The organism is Dinoroseobacter sp. S375 (assembly GCF_049800775.1).
Classification (GTDB): domain Bacteria; phylum Pseudomonadota; class Alphaproteobacteria; order Rhodobacterales; family Rhodobacteraceae; genus Dinoroseobacter.
In genome coordinates this window covers 59350-74969 of sequence record NZ_JBNAFR010000002.1, presented here as the reverse complement: position 1 = coordinate 74969, position 15620 = coordinate 59350, and the positions used below count along the sequence as shown (strand labels likewise).

Annotated in this window: 14 protein-coding genes; 6 read left to right on the top strand and 8 right to left on the bottom strand. The window is 68.0% G+C overall.

What is annotated here, in order from left to right; genetic code table 11:
- Positions 1-18: 18 nt before the first annotated feature.
- The 7 genes from ACP150_RS05215 to ACP150_RS05185 all read right to left on the bottom strand — a co-directional run bounded on the left by ACP150_RS05215 (position 19) and on the right by ACP150_RS05185 (position 7445).
- Positions 19-1536 carry an AMP-binding protein gene (locus ACP150_RS05215; RefSeq protein WP_424965492.1) on the bottom strand — a complete coding sequence of 506 codons (1518 nt, stop codon included), beginning with the start codon at positions 1534-1536 and terminating at the stop codon, positions 19-21.
- A gap of 62 nt (positions 1537-1598) precedes the next feature.
- Positions 1599-2912 carry a TRAP transporter large permease gene (locus tag ACP150_RS05210; protein WP_424965491.1) on the bottom strand — a complete coding sequence of 438 codons (1314 nt, stop codon included), beginning with the start codon at positions 2910-2912 and terminating at the stop codon, positions 1599-1601.
- Positions 2913-2924: 12 nt separating this feature from the next.
- Positions 2925-3431, bottom strand: a complete 507-nt coding sequence (locus tag ACP150_RS05205; RefSeq protein WP_424965490.1) for a TRAP transporter small permease — start codon at positions 3429-3431, stop codon at positions 2925-2927.
- A gap of 53 nt (positions 3432-3484) precedes the next feature.
- The gene (dctP, locus tag ACP150_RS05200; RefSeq protein WP_424965489.1) at positions 3485-4495 is read right to left on the bottom strand and encodes a TRAP transporter substrate-binding protein DctP; all 1011 of its coding nucleotides are present in this window, start codon (positions 4493-4495) and stop codon (positions 3485-3487) included.
- 93 nt (positions 4496-4588) lie between these two features.
- Positions 4589-5242, bottom strand: coding sequence for a 3-isopropylmalate dehydratase small subunit (gene leuD, locus ACP150_RS05195; RefSeq protein WP_424965488.1), 654 nt, complete (start codon positions 5240-5242; stop codon positions 4589-4591).
- On the bottom strand, positions 5239-6636 hold the full coding sequence (gene leuC / locus ACP150_RS05190; RefSeq protein WP_424965487.1) for a 3-isopropylmalate dehydratase large subunit: 1398 nt from the start codon (positions 6634-6636) through the stop codon (positions 5239-5241). Before leuC ends, leuD begins: the two co-directional genes overlap by 4 nt.
- Positions 6633-7445: a GntR family transcriptional regulator gene (locus tag ACP150_RS05185; protein ID WP_424965486.1), complete on the bottom strand. Its 813-nt coding sequence runs from the start codon at positions 7443-7445 to the stop codon at positions 6633-6635. The genes leuC and ACP150_RS05185 overlap by 4 nt, the downstream gene beginning before the upstream one ends.
- A 166-nt stretch (positions 7446-7611) precedes the next feature.
- On the opposite strand from ACP150_RS05185, the gene ACP150_RS05180 reads away from it, so the two are divergent.
- The 6 genes from ACP150_RS05180 to ACP150_RS05155 are packed head-to-tail and all read left to right on the top strand — an operon-like array spanning position 7612 to position 14812.
- Positions 7612-8199 (top strand): nuclear transport factor 2 family protein, encoded by a 588-nt coding sequence (locus ACP150_RS05180; RefSeq protein ID WP_424965485.1) that lies wholly within the window; start codon positions 7612-7614, stop codon positions 8197-8199.
- Complete coding sequence (locus ACP150_RS05175; RefSeq protein WP_424965484.1) at positions 8196-9902, top strand: hydantoinase B/oxoprolinase family protein; 1707 nt, start codon at positions 8196-8198, stop codon at positions 9900-9902. Before ACP150_RS05180 ends, ACP150_RS05175 begins: the two co-directional genes overlap by 4 nt.
- Positions 9899-11974, top strand: coding sequence for a hydantoinase/oxoprolinase family protein (locus ACP150_RS05170; RefSeq protein ID WP_424965483.1), 2076 nt, complete (start codon positions 9899-9901; stop codon positions 11972-11974). The genes ACP150_RS05175 and ACP150_RS05170 overlap by 4 nt, the downstream gene beginning before the upstream one ends.
- Positions 11974-12585, top strand: a complete 612-nt coding sequence (locus ACP150_RS05165) for a cysteine hydrolase family protein (RefSeq protein WP_424965482.1) — start codon at positions 11974-11976, stop codon at positions 12583-12585. The genes ACP150_RS05170 and ACP150_RS05165 overlap by 1 nt, the downstream gene beginning before the upstream one ends.
- A complete protein-coding gene (locus tag ACP150_RS05160; RefSeq protein ID WP_424965481.1) occupies positions 12582-13448 on the top strand; it encodes an isocitrate lyase/PEP mutase family protein in 867 nt (288 codons plus the stop codon). The genes ACP150_RS05165 and ACP150_RS05160 overlap by 4 nt, the downstream gene beginning before the upstream one ends.
- Positions 13445-14812, top strand: coding sequence for an FAD-dependent oxidoreductase (locus tag ACP150_RS05155; RefSeq protein ID WP_424965480.1), 1368 nt, complete (start codon positions 13445-13447; stop codon positions 14810-14812). Before ACP150_RS05160 ends, ACP150_RS05155 begins: the two co-directional genes overlap by 4 nt.
- Here ACP150_RS05155 and ACP150_RS05150 read toward each other — a convergent pair.
- The gene (locus tag ACP150_RS05150; RefSeq protein ID WP_424966019.1) at positions 14809-15576 is read right to left on the bottom strand and encodes an ABC transporter permease; all 768 of its coding nucleotides are present in this window, start codon (positions 15574-15576) and stop codon (positions 14809-14811) included. The genes ACP150_RS05155 and ACP150_RS05150 overlap by 4 nt on opposite strands.
- Between the last annotated feature and the right edge of the window lie 44 nt (positions 15577-15620).

Here is a 15620-nt window from a genome sequence, read left to right as displayed (position 1 = left end):
GCGCAGGGCCGCGACCGGTCAATCCGCCGTCAACCGCGCTCGCAGATCGGTCTTGAGGACCTTGCCGTAATTGTTCTTCGGCAGCTCGGCGATGGCGATATAGGCCTTGGGCCGCTTGAACCGCGCAATCTGATCGAGGCAGAGCGCGTCGAGCTCGGCCTCGGCCAGTGCGGCACCCGGCGCGGGAACGACAAAGGCCACAACCTCCTCGCCCCACTCCGGATGGGGCCGCCCCACGACCGATACCTCGGCGACGCCGCCATGGGTCAAAAGCACCTCCTCGACCTCGCGCGGATAGACATTCGAGCCGCCCGAAATGATCATGTCCTTGGACCGATCCACCATGGTCAGATAGCCGTCCTCGTCGAGCCGCCCCATATCCCCGGTCCAGAGCCATCCGTCGCGGATCGTCTCTGCCGTGGCCTCGGCCCGGTTCCAGTAACCCAGCATCAGCCCCGCACCGCGCACGGCGATCTCGCCGGTCTCGCCCACGGGCACCGGCGCGCCGCTCTCATCGAGGATCGCGACCTCGCTGATTGTCTGGGCCGTGCCGACCGAGGCCAGCCGCGCCTGCCAGTTCGGGTGGCTGCGGTCTGAAACATCGGCCCGACTGAGCGCGGTGATCCCCATGGGGCACTCGCCCTGCCCGTAAACCTGCACGAAGCGGTCGCCCAGAACGTCGACCGCCTCCATGATATCGGCCACATACATCGGCCCGCCCGCATAGACGACGGTCTTGATCCCGTCCCCCGTGGCGCCCGTCGCCTTGGCCACATCGATCATCCGGCGCACCATGGTCGGGGCGGCAAACATGCTGATCGCACGCATCTCGGCGGCCAGCGCAAAGATCTCCGCTGGCTCGAACCCGCCGCTTTCGGGCACCACATGGCGCGCGCCGCGCAGCACATGCATGAAGTTATAGATCCCGGCCCCATGGCTCATGGGCGCGGCATAGAGGATCGCATCCTCGGCGCTGACCTCGTCCACATCCACGAAGTAGCTGAGCGTCATGGCGGTGATGGTGGCCGTGCTCATCATCACGCCCTTGGGCTTGCCCGTGGTGCCGGAGGTGTAAAAGAGCCAGGCGAGATCCTCACGCGCCATCTCCACCGGCTCGGGCATGGGAGACGTGGCGAGCATCGCGGCGAAATCGGCAGTGCTACTGATCACGCAAGGGCAATCCGGCGCAACCTCGGCCAGCCCCTCGGCCAGATCCGCCGTGGCGAAGCACAAAGCGGCCTGCGCGTCGGACAGGATCCACTCCGCCTCGCGCGGATGAAGCTTGGAGTTGATCGGGATCGCTGCGGCCCCGCTCCACCAGATCCCGTAGAGCACGCGCAGATAGTCGGTGGAGTTCTTCATGAACACCCCCACCCGGTCGCCCTTGCCGATCCCGCGGGCCGCCAGCGCCGCGCCGATCCGCGCCGCTTGGTCCGCAAACCCCGCGTAATCGGTCTCGAGCGTGGTGCCGGTATAGAGGGCCGGAGCCTGCGGGCTGCGGGTGGCCGTCCGGGCCAGCCAAAGGGCGAAGTTCATGAAATCACGTCCTCAAAATACGAAATCAACGGCGCAGGCTAGTCCGCGCGGTGCTCCGCTGTCTAGCCGCCGCGTCCGGGCAACCATGTGGCCAGCGGCGGGAAGAGGATCAGCAGCGCCACCACCGCCAGAGAGCACAGGATGAACGGGATCGCCGCCAGATAGATCTCGCGCATGGTCGTGCTCGGCGGGGCCACCCCCTTCATCACGAAGAGCAGCAGCCCGAAGGGCGGCGTGGTAAAGCTGATCTCCAGAGCCAGCAGCATGATCAGCCCGAACCACACCAGATCAAAACCGAGACTGTCCGCGAGCGGAAAGAAGATCGGCACGGTCAGCAGCATGATCGAGATCTGCTCCATGAACATGCCCAGCACCAGCAGGACCCCGAACATCGCCAGCAGCATCCAGATCGGGTCGAGCTCGAACCCCGTCGCCCAGCCGATCAACCCGCGCGAGGCACCGGAGAAGGCCAGAAGCTGGCTGAAGGTCGCCGAGCCGAAGACGATCATATAGGCCATGAGCGTGACCTTGAGCGCCCCCACCACCGAGGCCTTCAGGGCCTTGAAGGTCAGGCAGCGAAACAGGGCCGCCAGCACGATCACCCCCAGCGCGCCAAAGGCCGCCGCCTCCGACGGGGTGACGATGCCGAAGATCATCATGCTGACGATCACCACCATGACCCCGACCATGGGCACCACGTCCCGGACCAGCAGGCCGAGCTTGGCCAGCGCCGGGATCGGGGTCACGTCATAGGCCGGGGCCGCACTCGGGTCGCGCCGGGTCTGGATGTAGATCGTTGCGATGTAGAACCCGGCGAGGATCAGCCCCGGAAACACCCCCGCGATCAGCAACGCGCCCACATCGATCTGCGCCAGCGTCGCCAGCAGAACCGCGAGGGCAGAGGGTGGAATGATGATCGCAAGCCCGCCCGTGCCGAGGATCGGCCCGATGCTCATATGGGATTTGTAGCCTCGCGCCTGCATCTCCGGCACCATCAGGCTGCCCAGCAACGCGGTGGAGCCCATCGACGAGCCCGACAGGGTCGAAAACCCGGTCCCGCCCAGCACGGTGACATAGCTCAACCGCCCCGGCAGACGCCCCAGCAGCCGGTCGATGGCATTGAACATCCGTCCGCCAAGGCCGGTGTGGAAAAAGATCTCTCCCATCAGCAGAAAGAGCGGGATCGGCACCAGCGCGAATTTCGTCAGCGCGCCGAGCCCGTTGTTCAGCAGCTGCACGACCCCCCTGTCGCCACCCATGAACACCCAGGCCCCGAGGATATTCGCCGCCAGAAAGGCCAGCGCCACGGGCATGCCCAGCGCCATGAGCGCCACGATCGCGCCCAGCAGAAGGGCCAGCGCCTCAAACCATTCCATCGGGCCCGTCCCTCACTCGTGGATCCCCGCTTCGCCCGAATGCAGGATCTCGCGCCCGACCACGAAACGGCTGAACTCGAGCGCCATGAAGCCAAAGGCGATGGGGAAGGAAATCGTCAGCATCCAGCGCGGAAAGAAATAAGCCCGGACGTCGTAGTCATTGCGCTCCAGATTGCGCAGGCAAAGCTCCACACCCTTCCAGGCGAGGATCACGCAGACCAGCACACACAGAAGCGCAACCGCCCGGCTCACCACCTGCCGCAGCCCCTCGGGCAGGGCGGCGGTGACCAGCTCGATATGCACATGGCCCTTCTCGCGCACGAGCCAGGGCGCGCCCAGCATGGTGAGGTAAAGCAGGCTGTATTCGGCCGATGTGAACAGCCAGGCAAAGGGCTGCAGCCCCGCATTGCGCATGGCCACCGACACGATCACGGAGACCATCAGCCAGACAAGCCCGAGCCCGGCGAGGGCGGCCATCCCGACGATCAATCCGTCATAGAGTTTCCTGAGAACGCGCATGGGGCGGGGCGGGTCCGCGCCGACGGGCTTGTCCCGTCGGCGCCTGTCTCAGATCAGTCCTGCGCCTGATCGTAGAAGAGCGAGATCAGCGTGTCGTAATTGCCGTCCCCGGACGGATGCTCGGCCATCAGCCCCTTCATCCGCTCCCAGGTCTTCTCGCGCGCCGCCGCGAGATAGCGCGCCTTGGCATCCCCCTCGAGGCTCACGACCTGCATGCCACCCTCTTCCAGGGCCTTGAAATCCTCGTCGCGCTTGGCCGTCAGGGCGGCGACACTGTCCTTCTCATGCTGGATCGCCACATCCTGCAGGATGGTGCGCGCCTCCTCGCTGAGGCTCTCCCACTTTTCGAGATTCACGATCACCCCGAGATCCGTCGAGAAGAAGCTCGGCTCGATCCGGTAGTTCAGGAACTCGTTCCATTTCAGGTCGATCAGACCGATCTGGGTCCAGCCCGTGGCATCCACCACGCCCCGCTCCAGCGCGGCATAGACATCCGTGGTCGGCAGGTCGATCACCTGCGCGCCGAGATACTCGGTGAAGAACGCGTTGTAGACCGCATTGCCGCGCAGCTTGATGCCCGCCACGCTCAGATCGCCGTCATCCTCGAACTGCGGCTCATCCACGGTCCAGAGGTTGTAGCTGACCCCGCTGTCGAACCAGCCGAGATACTTGAGCCCCATCTTCTCCTGATGGATCTGGTCGATCAGCTCGGTGCCGCCATTCATTCGCGTCTCGACCGCCGTGAGGTTCGAGGCCACCATCGCGTCCTTCTCCGGCAGCGCACCGCCATAGAAAGAGCCGGGCGTGTAGACCATGTCCACGATCCCGTCGCGCACCGCGTCAGGCTGCTGGAACATGCCAATCGCCTCGGGGCCGCCCCGGACCTCGATCTGCACGACGCCCTCGCCCGCCGCATTCACCTTGTCGACGAATTCGAGAAAGCTCTTGGTGTAGATCAGCGTGGTCGGAAAGGCATGCACCGCGGTCAGCGTATCCATGGACCATGCGGCCCCGCCCAGACCAAGGCTCCCGGCCAGCACGGTGCCCAATACCGTATGTTTCATCACTTCGCTCCTTCATGTTCGGACCGCGCGGCGGCGACCCAGTTCCCTGTTGTGGCACCTGTCAGGGGCGATGCCGATGCCCCTCCGCCGCGCTCAGACGCGGTCTGTTCTTGTCCCTTGCACGATCCCCGGCGGGCGCAGCCGCGCCCAGGGCCGCGCCTGTGCATCCCGGTCCCGAAACGCGGTGATATCGGCGCTATAGGCCCGGGTCAGATCGATATCGTCCCAGCCTTCCATCAGCTTCTGCCGCCAGACCGGGTCCAGCGCGAAAGGGATCCGGCAGGCCGAACCGATGATCTCGCAACTCTCCAGATCCACGCTCACCCGGCGCGGCGCCTCGGCCAGCGCGTCGAGCATCGACGCACTCGTCGTCTCGCAGACCTGAGCCGGGCAAAGCCCGTTATTGACCGCATTGGCCGCAAAGATATCGCCAAAGCTCGGGGCCACGACGACCCGGATCCCGTAATCCACAAGGGCATAAACCGCCGCCTCCCGCGAGGAGCCGCAGCCGAAATTCCGCCCCGCCACCAGCACGCTCGCCCCGGCGCTCTCGGCGCGGTTGAGTGCAAAGTCCGGACGGGCCGCGCCCTGCGCGTCACAGCGCAGATCATGCAGCAGGAACCGGCCATAGCCCTGATCCCGCGGCGTCGCCATGAAACGCGCCGGGATGATCTGGTCCGTGTCGATGCCATCCATGGGCAGGCCCACGGCCAACCCCTCATGGTGCTGCCAGCCGCGCGCGCTCATGCGACCGCCCTCCCGGCCAGCAGGGGGCGCACATCGGTGATCTCTCCGGTGACGGCGGCGGCGGCCACCATGGCCGGCGACATCAGATGGGTGCGCGCCCCGGGGCCCTGACGGCCCTTGAAGTTGCGGTTCGTGGTCGAGGCGCAGCGCGCGCCCGGCGGGACGAGATCGCCATTCATGCCGACGCACATGGCGCAGCCCGCCCCGGTCCAGTCGAGCCCGGCCTCGGTGAAGATCCGGTCGAGCCCCTCGGCCTCGGCCTGCGCCTTGACCCGGGCCGAGCCGGGCGAGACCTGCCCCGGCACCTTGGCCGCGCGCCCCGCAAGCACCGCCGCCGCCGCCCGCAGATCCTCGATCCGGCCATTGGTGCAGGACCCGATAAAGACCTGGTCCACCGCCACGCCCGCAATCGGGCGGCCTGCCTCTAAGCCCATGTAAGTTAATGCAGAATTAACCTCTGAACCTTCCCCGCGGGGAAGGTGGCCGGTCACCGGAATCGCCTGATCGGGCCGGGTGCCCCAGGTCACGACCGGGGCGATCTGCGCGCAATCAAGACTCTCTTCGCGGTCGAATGCCGCCTCCGGGTCGCTCTGCAGGCTGGCCCAATCCGCGCAAGCCCGATCCCAGGCCGCGCCCTGCGGCGCATGGGGTCGGCCCGCGAGATAGGAAAAGGTCGTCTCATCCGGCGCGATCAGGCCCAGCTTGGCCCCGCCCTCGATCGACAGGTTGCACAGGGTCATCCGCCCCTCCATCGAGAGGCCCCGCACCGCCGCGCCGGTATACTCGATCGCGTGGCCCCGTGCGGCATCCGCCCCGAACCGGGCGATCCAGGCCAGCGCCATGTCCTTGGCCCCCACGCCGGGCCCCAGCGCCCCGTCGAAACGCAGGCGCAGGGTTTTGGGCCGGGCCTGCCAGACGGTCTGGGTGGCCAGCACATGGGCGACCTCGGTCGCGCCGATCCCGAATGCCAGCGCGCCGAACGCCCCATGGGTCGAGGTATGGCTGTCGCCGCAATTGATCGTGAGCCCCGGCAGGGTCAGCCCCTGCTCCGGCCCAATCACATGGACGATCCCCTGATCCGGGTCCATCAGGTCAAAGAGGCGGATCCCGTGGCGCGCCGCATTCTCCCGCAGCCGGGCGATCATGCTGCGGATCTCGGGCGTGGTCCCGCCCTCGGCGCGGTTGCGCGTGGGGGCGTAGTGATCGACCACGGCGAAGCTCTGCTCCGGCACCGCCACGGGCAGGCCGCGCGCTGCGAGCTTGGCAAAGGCGTGGTGCGACCCCTCATGCAGCAGATGCCGATCCACCCATAAAAGCGAGGTGCCATCCTCGCGCTGCAGCACCTCATGGGCACGCCAGAGCTTGTCCAGCAGGGTTTGCGGCGCGGCGCTCATGCGGCGCCCTCGGTCGGGTTGGGCGGCTCGCTCAGCACCGGCTCCCAATGGCGGTTGTCCTCTGCGCCCACCCGGCAGAGGGTCATGTCCAGCCGGTAGAGATCCGGCCGGTAGAGCGCCGAGAGATACTCGACCCCTTGCCCTTCCACATCATGGACGACCCGGGTCAGCGCGGTCAGGGCCGAGCCCACGGCCACGTCCAGCGCATCGGCCACTTCGGGCGTCGCAAGGGTCGCGGTCACCGATTGATGGGCCGAGGCGATGCGGACCCCGCTGCGCTCCAGCAGGCGAAAGAGCGGCGTGGTGGCGAGATCCGCCTCGGAATAGTTCGTCGCGATCCGCGCGGGCACATGGGTGGTGAGATGCGAGAACGGTACCCCGCCCAGCAGACGGACCCGGGTGGCGGTCTGCACCTGCTCGGACGGATCCAGCGCCAGCGCCTCGACCACCGCCCCCGGTGCTGCGCCGTAGGAAAACGCCAGCAGGCGCGCCTCGGTCCGCTGCCCCATCTCGACCAGTTGCGGCATGAGCGAGGCCAGATTGCCCGTCAGGACCGAGCCCGCCGCCCCCGGTGCGCGGACCACGCTGCCCGCGCCCGCGCGCTTGTCGATCAGCCCGTCCTCGGCCAGCGCCTCGAGCGCGCGGCGGATCGTGACACGGCTGACCCCGAAGCGCGCCGCGAGCTTCTGCTCGCCCGGCAAGAGATCGCCGGGACGCATGGCATCCTGCACGAGCATGTCGCGCAACTGCAGGTAGACCCGCCGTGCCTTGCCCCCCTCGGGCAGATGTGTGCCGCTGCCGCCATCCATGGTGCGATGCCCTCTCTTCCCCGGTGCGACCTAGTCCGGTTCTCCGCCTGCGCAAGATTTTGGATCACGAACCCTACCCTTTTTGGTCTATCGCCATAGCTTCACCTGTATCAAAAAGCAGACAGGTCACTGAGAGATCAGGTCTGCAGCGGGGGGACGACAGCAGATGCCGGTGATCGAACTGCACCTGATCGAGGGCTATGACATCGACACGAAGACCCGGTTGGGACGCGCTCTGACCGATGCGGTGCGCGGGGTGATCCCGGCCGATCCCGACGCGGTGACGGTGCTCACCCACGAGGTCAGCGCCGCGGGCTACATGCGCGGCGGGCAGCCCCGGACCCCGGCCCCTGCCCTGCCCGACCCGGTCACAATCGTGCGCCACTTCCTGCGGGCCATGGAAGCCCGCGATCTGGACCGCGCCGCCAGCTACCTCGCCGAGGGGTTCGAGATGACCTTCCCCGGCAATGTGCGCATGACCCGGCTCGACGAACTCATCACCTGGTCCAAGCCGCGCTATACCCGCGTGGTCAAGACCTATACCGGCTTCGACACGGCGATGACCGAGGGCAATCCGGTGGTCTTCTGCCGGGGTACCCTCGCCGGGGAGTGGCCCGATGGCGCGCCCTTTGACGGCATCCGTTTCGTCGACCGGTTCACCTTGCGGGCGGGCAAGCTCTGGCGGCAGGAGGTCTGGAACGACATGGGCGAGGTTCGCGGGGGCGAGGTTCGGGGAAGCGAGGTCCAGTCATGAGCACGCCGGCGACCCCCGAGATCGACCCGATCACCCTCGCCGTGCTGGCCGGGCGGATGGAGCAGATCGCCGACGAGATGGACGCGACGCTCTTTCGCGCCGCCTTCAACCCGATCATTGCCGAGGCCCATGACGCCTCCCACGGGATCTACCATGCCGAGACCGGCGACACGCTGGTGCAGGGCAAATCCGGCCTGCCGATCTTCGTCGGTGTGATGGCCTTTGCGGTCAAGGCGGTGATCGAAAAGGCGGCCCGGGATGGCGATCTGGCCGAGGGCGATGTCTATATCTTCAACGACGCCCATATCGGCGGCACCCATCTGAGCGATATGCGGCTGGTGCGCCCGGTGTTTCGCGATGGCGCGCTGTTGTGTTTCCTCGCCTCGGTCGGCCATTGGCATGACGTGGGCGGCGCGGTGCCGGGCAATTACAACCCCTCGGCGACGGAGGTCTTTCAGGAGGCGTTTGTCCTGCCGCCGGTCAAGCTGGTGCGCGCGGGCGTGCTCCAGACCGATATCGTCGATATCCTGATGCGCAACACGCGCCTGCCCGCCTCGGCACAGGGGGATCTGAACGGCCAGCTCGGCGCGCTGGATCTGGGGGTCAAGCGGCTCGACGCGCTCTTGTCGGATTACGGGGTGGAGACGGTGCAAGGCGCGCTCACCGCGCTGACCGACCGGGCAGAGGCCCTGATGCGGGCCGAGATCAGCGCCCTGCCCGATGGCCGCTGGGAGGCGGTGGATTACCTCGACAATGACGGGATCGACCCGGAGCCCTTGGCCATCAAGGTCGCGCTGGAGGTGTCGGGCGACCGGCTGAGCCTCGATTTCACCGGCAGCGCGGGGGTGGTGAAGGGGCCGGTCAATATCGCCCTGCCGACGACGATCGCCACGGCCTATGTGGCGATGAAGCATATCTTCCCGAGCCTGCCTGCCAATGCCGGTGTGATGCGCCCGATCAACGTGACCGTGCCCGAGAGCTCGATCCTTTCGGCGGAGTTTCCCGCCCCCACGGGTGGCTATACCGAGACCATCCTGCGGATGATCGACGTGATCTTCTCGGCCGCGGCGCAGGCCATTCCGGACCGCGTGGTGGCCAATGCCTATGGCACGATCAACGCGCTCTCGATTGCCGGGCGGCGGGCCAATGGCGGGCGCTGGGTGATGTTCTCGTTCTATGGCGGCGGCCATGGCGGCAGCCCCGAGAGCGACGGGCTCAACCACGGGAACGCGCCGATCTCGACCGCGACAATCCCGCCTGCGGAGATCCTCGAGGCGGCCTATCCGGTGATGTTCCGCCAATGGGCCCTGCGCCCAGACAGTGCGGGACCCGGTGCCCATCGCGGCGGGCTGGGCGCGACTTACGAGATCGAGCTGCTGGAGGAGGAGGCCGAAGCGTTTCTGTTCGGCGAGCGCGGGCGCTTCGCCCCCAAGGGCGTGGCCGGCGGGGATGACGGGGCGCTCAACCGGTTCACCTATGAGCAGGCGGATGGCTGGCACAGGCCGCCGCTCGCCTCCAAGGCGGTGGGGATGCGCCTGAACAAGGGCCAGCGCGTGCGGCTCGACACGCCCGGGGGCGGCGGCTACGGCGCGGCGGCCATCCGCCCGCCCGAGGTCGTGGCCCGGGATGTGCGGCTGGGCTATCTCAGCCCCGAGACCGCCACAGCCCAATACGGCCCCGCCTGGCAGGAGGTCACAGCATGAGCGTGTTGATCGGCGTCGATGTGGGCGGGACCTTCACGGATGTCTTCGTGCTCGACGAGGCGACGGGCCGCGCCCGGGTGGCCAAGGTGCCGACCTCGCGCCCGGACCAGTCTGGGGGGTTTCTGGACGGGATCGGCGTGCATGTGCCCGATCTGGGCGCGATCGGTGCGGTGGTCCATGGCACCACCGCCGGGACCAACGCCCTGCTGGAGCGCAAGGGGGCCAGGACCGGGGTGATCACCACCCAAGGCTTCCGCGATGTGCTGGAGATGCGGCGCCGGGACCGGCGCGACACCTGGGGGCTGCGCGGCGAGTTTCACCCGGTCGTGCCCCGGGATCTGCGCCGCGAGGTGCCCGAGCGCGTGCTGGCCGACGGGACGCTGCATACGCAGGTCGATCTGGACGCGGTCCGGGAAGCCGCCGAGAGCCTGCTGGCCGAGGGCTGCGCGGCCATCGCGGTGCTTTTTGTGAACAGCTATGCGAACCCGGCCAACGAGGCGGCAGCCCTGGCAGCGGTGCGGGCGGTCTGGCCCACGCCCCATGTGAGCGGGTCGTCCGAGATCCTGCCCGAGATCCGCGAATTCGAGCGGTTCTCGACCACCGCCCTGAATGCCTATCTGCAGCCCGAAGTGGCGGGCTATCTCGACCGGCTCGAGGCGGCTTTGGGACGCGGCGGGTTCGGGGGCGAATTCCTGATCGTGCAATCCAATGGCGGCGTTATGAGCGTCGAGACCGCCTGCGCGCGGCCCGTGCGCACGGCCCTGTCGGGGCCTGCGGCGGGGGTGACGGCGGCGGCCTATATTGCCGAGACGGCGGGCTATCCGGACGTGATCACCGGGGATATGGGCGGCACGAGTTTCGATGTGTCGCTGGTGACCGGCGGCAGCCCCGCGCTCAGCCCGCAGACGGCGATCGATTTCGGCATGGTGATCCGCACGCCGATGATCGAGATCGCCACTATCGGCGCGGGGGGCGGGTCAATCGCCTGGGTGGACAAGGGCGGGCTGTTGCAGATCGGGCCCGAGAGCGCGGGGTCAACCCCCGGTCCCGTGGCCTATGGTCAGGGCAACACGCGGCCCACGGTGACGGATGCCAATGTGGTGCTGGGGCGGATCGATCCGGCCAATCCCATTGGCGGCAGCCTCGACCGGCTGGATGTGGATGCCGCGCGCAAGGCCATCGCGACCCATGTGGGCGCGCCTTTGGGTCTCGATGATCTGGCGGCGGCGGAGGCGATCCTGACCGTGGCGAATGCCCGGATGGCGGGGGCGATCCGGCTGGTGAGCATCGAGCGCGGGCATGACCCCAAGGGGTTTGCCTTCATGCCCTTTGGCGGGGGCGGCGCGCTCCATGCGGGGGCGATGCTGCGCGAGGTGGGGCTCGCCCGGGCGATCATCCCGCGCTACCCGGGGGTGACCTCGGCCATGGGCTGCGTGATCGCGGATATGCGGCAGGATTTCGTGCAGACCCTGAACATGATGCTCGAGGATCTGACACCCGAGATCCTGGCCCCGATCCTGACCGACCATGTGACGGCGGGGCATGCGACGCTCGACGCCGCGCGCAGCCCCTTTGCCGCCCGGGTGGTCGAGGTCAGTTTCGACATGGCCTATCTCGGCCAGACCCATACGGTCGCCGTGCCCGTGCCCCTGCCTGCGCAGGACGCGGGGGCGATCACGCCCCCGGATGCCGAGGCCATCGCTGCGGCCTTTGATGCCACCTATCGCGCGGCCTTCGGGCGGTTGCTGGAGGGCGGGCAGCGGCGCGTGCTGAACCTGCGCAGCTCCGTCACCGGGCAGCGCCCGAAATTCAACCTCGAGACCCTCGCCCCCGAGGATGGCACAAGCGCCGAGGCCGCGCGCCATGGCAGCCGCCCGGTGCATTTCGGCGCGGGCTGGCAGGATACAGCACTCTATCACCGGCTCGCCCTGCCCGTGGGCAGCGTGATCCCGGGCCCCGCCATTCTCGAACAACCCGACACAACAATCCTGATCGAGCCGGGCTTTGAGGGGCGCGTCGACCCCTATGGCAATCTCATCCTGTCGATCACCCAACGCGAAGGGAGATCCTGATGGCCCAGCCTCTTACCACCCTGACCCCGCAGCGCACGGCGCTGCTGACCATCGATCTGCAGAACGACTTCCTGCACCCGGAGGGGGCCTATGGCCGCGCGGGCCAGACCGGCGAGGCGCTCACGGCCCTGCCGGCACGGATCGCCCCGCTGCGCGACAAGCTCTGCGCCGCCGGGGGGATCTATATCTCGGCCCAGTTCACGCTGGTGCCCGGGCGCGATGGAGAACCCCTGATCGCGCCCCATCTCAAGGCGCTGCGCCCCTTTCTCGGGCGCGGGGATTTCTGCCCCGGCGCCTGGGGGCATGGGCTGGTCGACACGCTCGCACCCGCCGATTTCACCATCGAGAAGGTGGCCTATTCCGCGCTCTATCAGACCCGGCTGGAATACATCCTCCGCGCGCTTGAGATCGACCGGCTGATTATCGGCGGGATCGTCACGAACGGCGGCGTGGCGTCCACCGTGCGGGACGCGCATCTGCGCAATCTCGACACGGTTCTGCTGTCGGATGGCTGCGCGGCCTTCGACCCGGCGGTCCATGAGGCCACGCTCATCTCTCTGGGCACGGTCACGCATATCGCCAGCTGCGCGGATGTGGAGGCGCTGCTATGAGCCTGCGCGCGCGCCTTGCCGATCCGTCGATCCTCGTGGCGCCGGGGGTCTATGACGCCCTTACGGCGGCGCTGGCCGCCGAGGCCGGGTTCGAGGCGCTCTACCTTTCAGGAGCGGCGGTGTCCTATACCCGGCTCGGGCGCCCCGATATCGGCCTGACCTCGGTGACCGAGATGGCCTCGACCATGGCGCTGGTCCGGGACCGGGTCGACATCCCGGTGATCATCGATGCGGATACGGGCTTTGGCAACGCGCTGAACGCCCAGCGCACCATGCGGCTTTACGAGCGGGCCGGGGCGAGCGCGCTGCAGATCGAGGATCAGACCTATCCCAAGCGCTGCGGGCATCTGGCGGACAAGGTCCTGGTGCCCGTGGCGGAAATGGCGGGCAAGGTGCGGGCCATGGCCGATGCGCGCCTGTCGGACGAAACGCTGATCGTAGCGCGCACGGACGCCATCGCGGTCGAGGGGCTGGAGGCCGCGCTCGACCGGGCGGAGGCCTATCTGGAGGCCGGGGCGGATGTGCTCTTTATCGAGGCACCGCGCTCGGACACCCATATGACGGCGATTGCCGGACGCTTTGCCGGGCGCGTGCCGCTTCTGGCCAATATGGTGGAGGGCGGAGACACCCCCCTGAAATCCGCGATTGAACTTGAAACGCTGGGCTTCGGGGTCGTCATTTTCCCCGGCGGCATTGTCCGGGCCCTCGCCCATACGGCGGAGGCCTATTACCGCAACCTCGCCGCCACCGGCTCCAACGCGGCCTTTCAGGAGCGGATGTTCGATTTCCGCGCGCTGAACGCCCGGCTCGGCACGTCCGAGATCCTCGCCGCGGGCAAGACCTATGAGGGGGACCCGTCATGAGCGTGATGGCCCCGCCAGAGGATGGATTTCCCCTGCAGTTCGACACGGTCATCGTGGGCGGCGGTGCCGGTGGCATGGTCGCCGCCCTGACCAGCGCGGAGAAGGGGCGGAGCTGTCTGATCCTTGAGCGGGACGCGGTGCAGGCGGGCTCCACGGCGCTGTCGGCGGGGCTGATCCCGGCGGCGGGCACCTCGATGCAGGCTGCGGCCGGGATCCGGGACAGCCCCAGCGCCTTTGCCACCGACATCCAGACCAAGGCGCGCGGCGAGGCCGACGGCGCCGTGGTCCAGCAGCTCTGCGTGCAATCGGGGCCGACCATCGAATGGCTGACCGAGACCCATGGCATGCCCTTCTCGGTGGTCACGGATTTCGACTATCCCGGCCATTCCGCGCGCCGGATGCACGGGCTGCCGAGCCGCGCGGGACAGGAGCTGGTGGACCGCCTGCGCGAGGCCTGCGCCGCGGTGCCCGAGATCGAGACCCTGACCGGCGCGCAGGTCACGACACTCTTTGCCGAGACCGGCGGGCGCGTCACCGGTGTCGCCTATCGCCGCCCGGACGGGAGCAGCGACCGGGTCGGTTGCGACCGGCTGATCCTGGCCTGCAACGGGTTTGGCGGCAATCCCGAGATGGTGGCCGCGCAGACCCCCGAGATCCGCGAGGCGCTCTATTTCGGACATGATGGCAATCAGGGGGACGCGCTGGTCTGGGGCGCGGGTCTCGGGGCGGCGACCCGGCATCTCGACGCGTTTCAGGGCCATGGCAATGTCGCCCATCCCCACGGGATCCTCGTGACCTGGGCGGTGATGGCCGAGGGCGGGATACAGGTCAATCGCGAGGGCAAGCGGTTCTGGAACGAAAGCCAGGGCTATTCCGAGGCCGCCCGCGAGGTGCTGCGCCAGCCGGGTGGCGAGGCCTATGCCATTTTCGACAGCCGGATCGCCAGCATCGCCCGCCAGTTCGAGGATTTCCGCGCTGCCGAGACCGCCGGGGCCATCGTCACCGCCGACACGCCCGAGGCCCTGGCCGCGCGGCTGGGCTTGCCGGGACCGGCGCTGGTCGAGACCATGCTGCGGCTTGAGAGCATGAAGGCCTGCAGCTTTGGCCGGATCTTCGACCCCACCAAGCGGCTGCGCCCGCCCTATCACGGGGTGCGGGTCACGGGCGCGCTGTTTCACACGCAGGGCGGGCTCGATATCACCCCGGACGGGCAGGTCAAACGGGCGGCGGGCGGCGTGCTGCCCAATCTCTACGCCGTGGGCGGGGCGGCCTGCGGGGTCTCGGGCTCGGGCGATGCGGGGTATCTGTCGGGCAATGGCCTGCTCAGCGCCGTGGTTCTAGGCCGTCTGGCCGGCGCGGCCTAGGGCGTGGCCACCCGGCGCCAGCGGCGGGCGCGCGCCTCCCAAGGCTGCACGAGCGCGTATTCCAGCGCCAGCATGATCGCCACGAAGCTCAGGGCATAGGCCAGCACATAGCCGGTCTCGAAGAGCTGGAAATAGAGGTGGATCTGAAAGCCCACACCGTTGGAGCGGCCCAGAAACTCCACCACCAGCACGATCTTCCAGATCACGGCGAGCCCGTTGCGCACGGCGGTCGAGATGAAGGGCGCGAGTTGCGGGATCAGCACGTGGCGCATCCGCCCCCAGGCCGAAAAGCGATACACCCGCGCCATCTCGGCCACATTGGGATCGAGCGCGCGCACGCCCTCGCGCATGGTCACGATCACCATGGCGGTCTTGTTCAGGGCGACGGCAACGATGGCGGCGGTCTCGTTCAGACCGATCCAGAGATAGCAGAGCACGATCACCACCAGCGCGGGCAGATTCAGAAAGAACACCACCCAGGGATCAAGCCAGCGGTCGAGCCAGGGCAGCTTGCCCAGCACCACCCCGATCACCGAGCCGAGACCCATGGCCAGCCCAAAGGCCGCCGCCACGCGGATCAGGGTCTGGCTGGTATGAAAGGCCAGCTCGCCCGAGGCCCATTCGGCCGCGATGATCCTCCAAACGGTCAGGGGCGAGGGCAGCACCGCCGGGTCGGCCAGCGCCAGCGCCCCCAATTGCCACGCCACCCCGAGCGCGATCAGCGACAGGAGCGTGGTGCGGAACTTGGTGAGGCCAGCCTGCATGTCCATGGCGCAACTCTGGCAGGTTCGCGGTCTCAGGCAAAGCC

Bases quoted from the DNA above. Each gene is read 5' to 3' on its own strand.
- ACP150_RS05215 (WP_424965492.1), bottom strand. From the start codon at position 1,536: ATGAACTTCGCCCTTTGGCTGGCCCGGACGGCCACCCGCAGCCCGCAG.
- ACP150_RS05210 (WP_424965491.1), bottom strand. From the start codon at position 2,912: ATGGAATGGTTTGAGGCGCTGGCCCTTCTGCTGGGCGCGATCGTGGCG.
- ACP150_RS05205 (WP_424965490.1), bottom strand. From the start codon at position 3,431: ATGCGCGTTCTCAGGAAACTCTATGACGGATTGATCGTCGGGATGGCC.
- dctP (WP_424965489.1), bottom strand. From the start codon at position 4,495: ATGAAACATACGGTATTGGGCACCGTGCTGGCCGGGAGCCTTGGTCTG.
- leuD (WP_424965488.1), bottom strand. From the start codon at position 5,242: ATGAGCGCGCGCGGCTGGCAGCACCATGAGGGGTTGGCCGTGGGCCTG.
- leuC (WP_424965487.1), bottom strand. From the start codon at position 6,636: ATGAGCGCCGCGCCGCAAACCCTGCTGGACAAGCTCTGGCGTGCCCAT.
- ACP150_RS05185 (WP_424965486.1), bottom strand. From the start codon at position 7,445: ATGGATGGCGGCAGCGGCACACATCTGCCCGAGGGGGGCAAGGCACGG.
- ACP150_RS05180 (WP_424965485.1), top strand. From the start codon at position 7,612: ATGCCGGTGATCGAACTGCACCTGATCGAGGGCTATGACATCGACACG.
- ACP150_RS05175 (WP_424965484.1), top strand. From the start codon at position 8,196: ATGAGCACGCCGGCGACCCCCGAGATCGACCCGATCACCCTCGCCGTG.
- ACP150_RS05170 (WP_424965483.1), top strand. From the start codon at position 9,899: ATGAGCGTGTTGATCGGCGTCGATGTGGGCGGGACCTTCACGGATGTC.
- ACP150_RS05165 (WP_424965482.1), top strand. From the start codon at position 11,974: ATGGCCCAGCCTCTTACCACCCTGACCCCGCAGCGCACGGCGCTGCTG.
- ACP150_RS05160 (WP_424965481.1), top strand. From the start codon at position 12,582: ATGAGCCTGCGCGCGCGCCTTGCCGATCCGTCGATCCTCGTGGCGCCG.
- ACP150_RS05155 (WP_424965480.1), top strand. From the start codon at position 13,445: ATGAGCGTGATGGCCCCGCCAGAGGATGGATTTCCCCTGCAGTTCGAC.
- ACP150_RS05150 (WP_424966019.1), bottom strand. From the start codon at position 15,576: ATGCAGGCTGGCCTCACCAAGTTCCGCACCACGCTCCTGTCGCTGATC.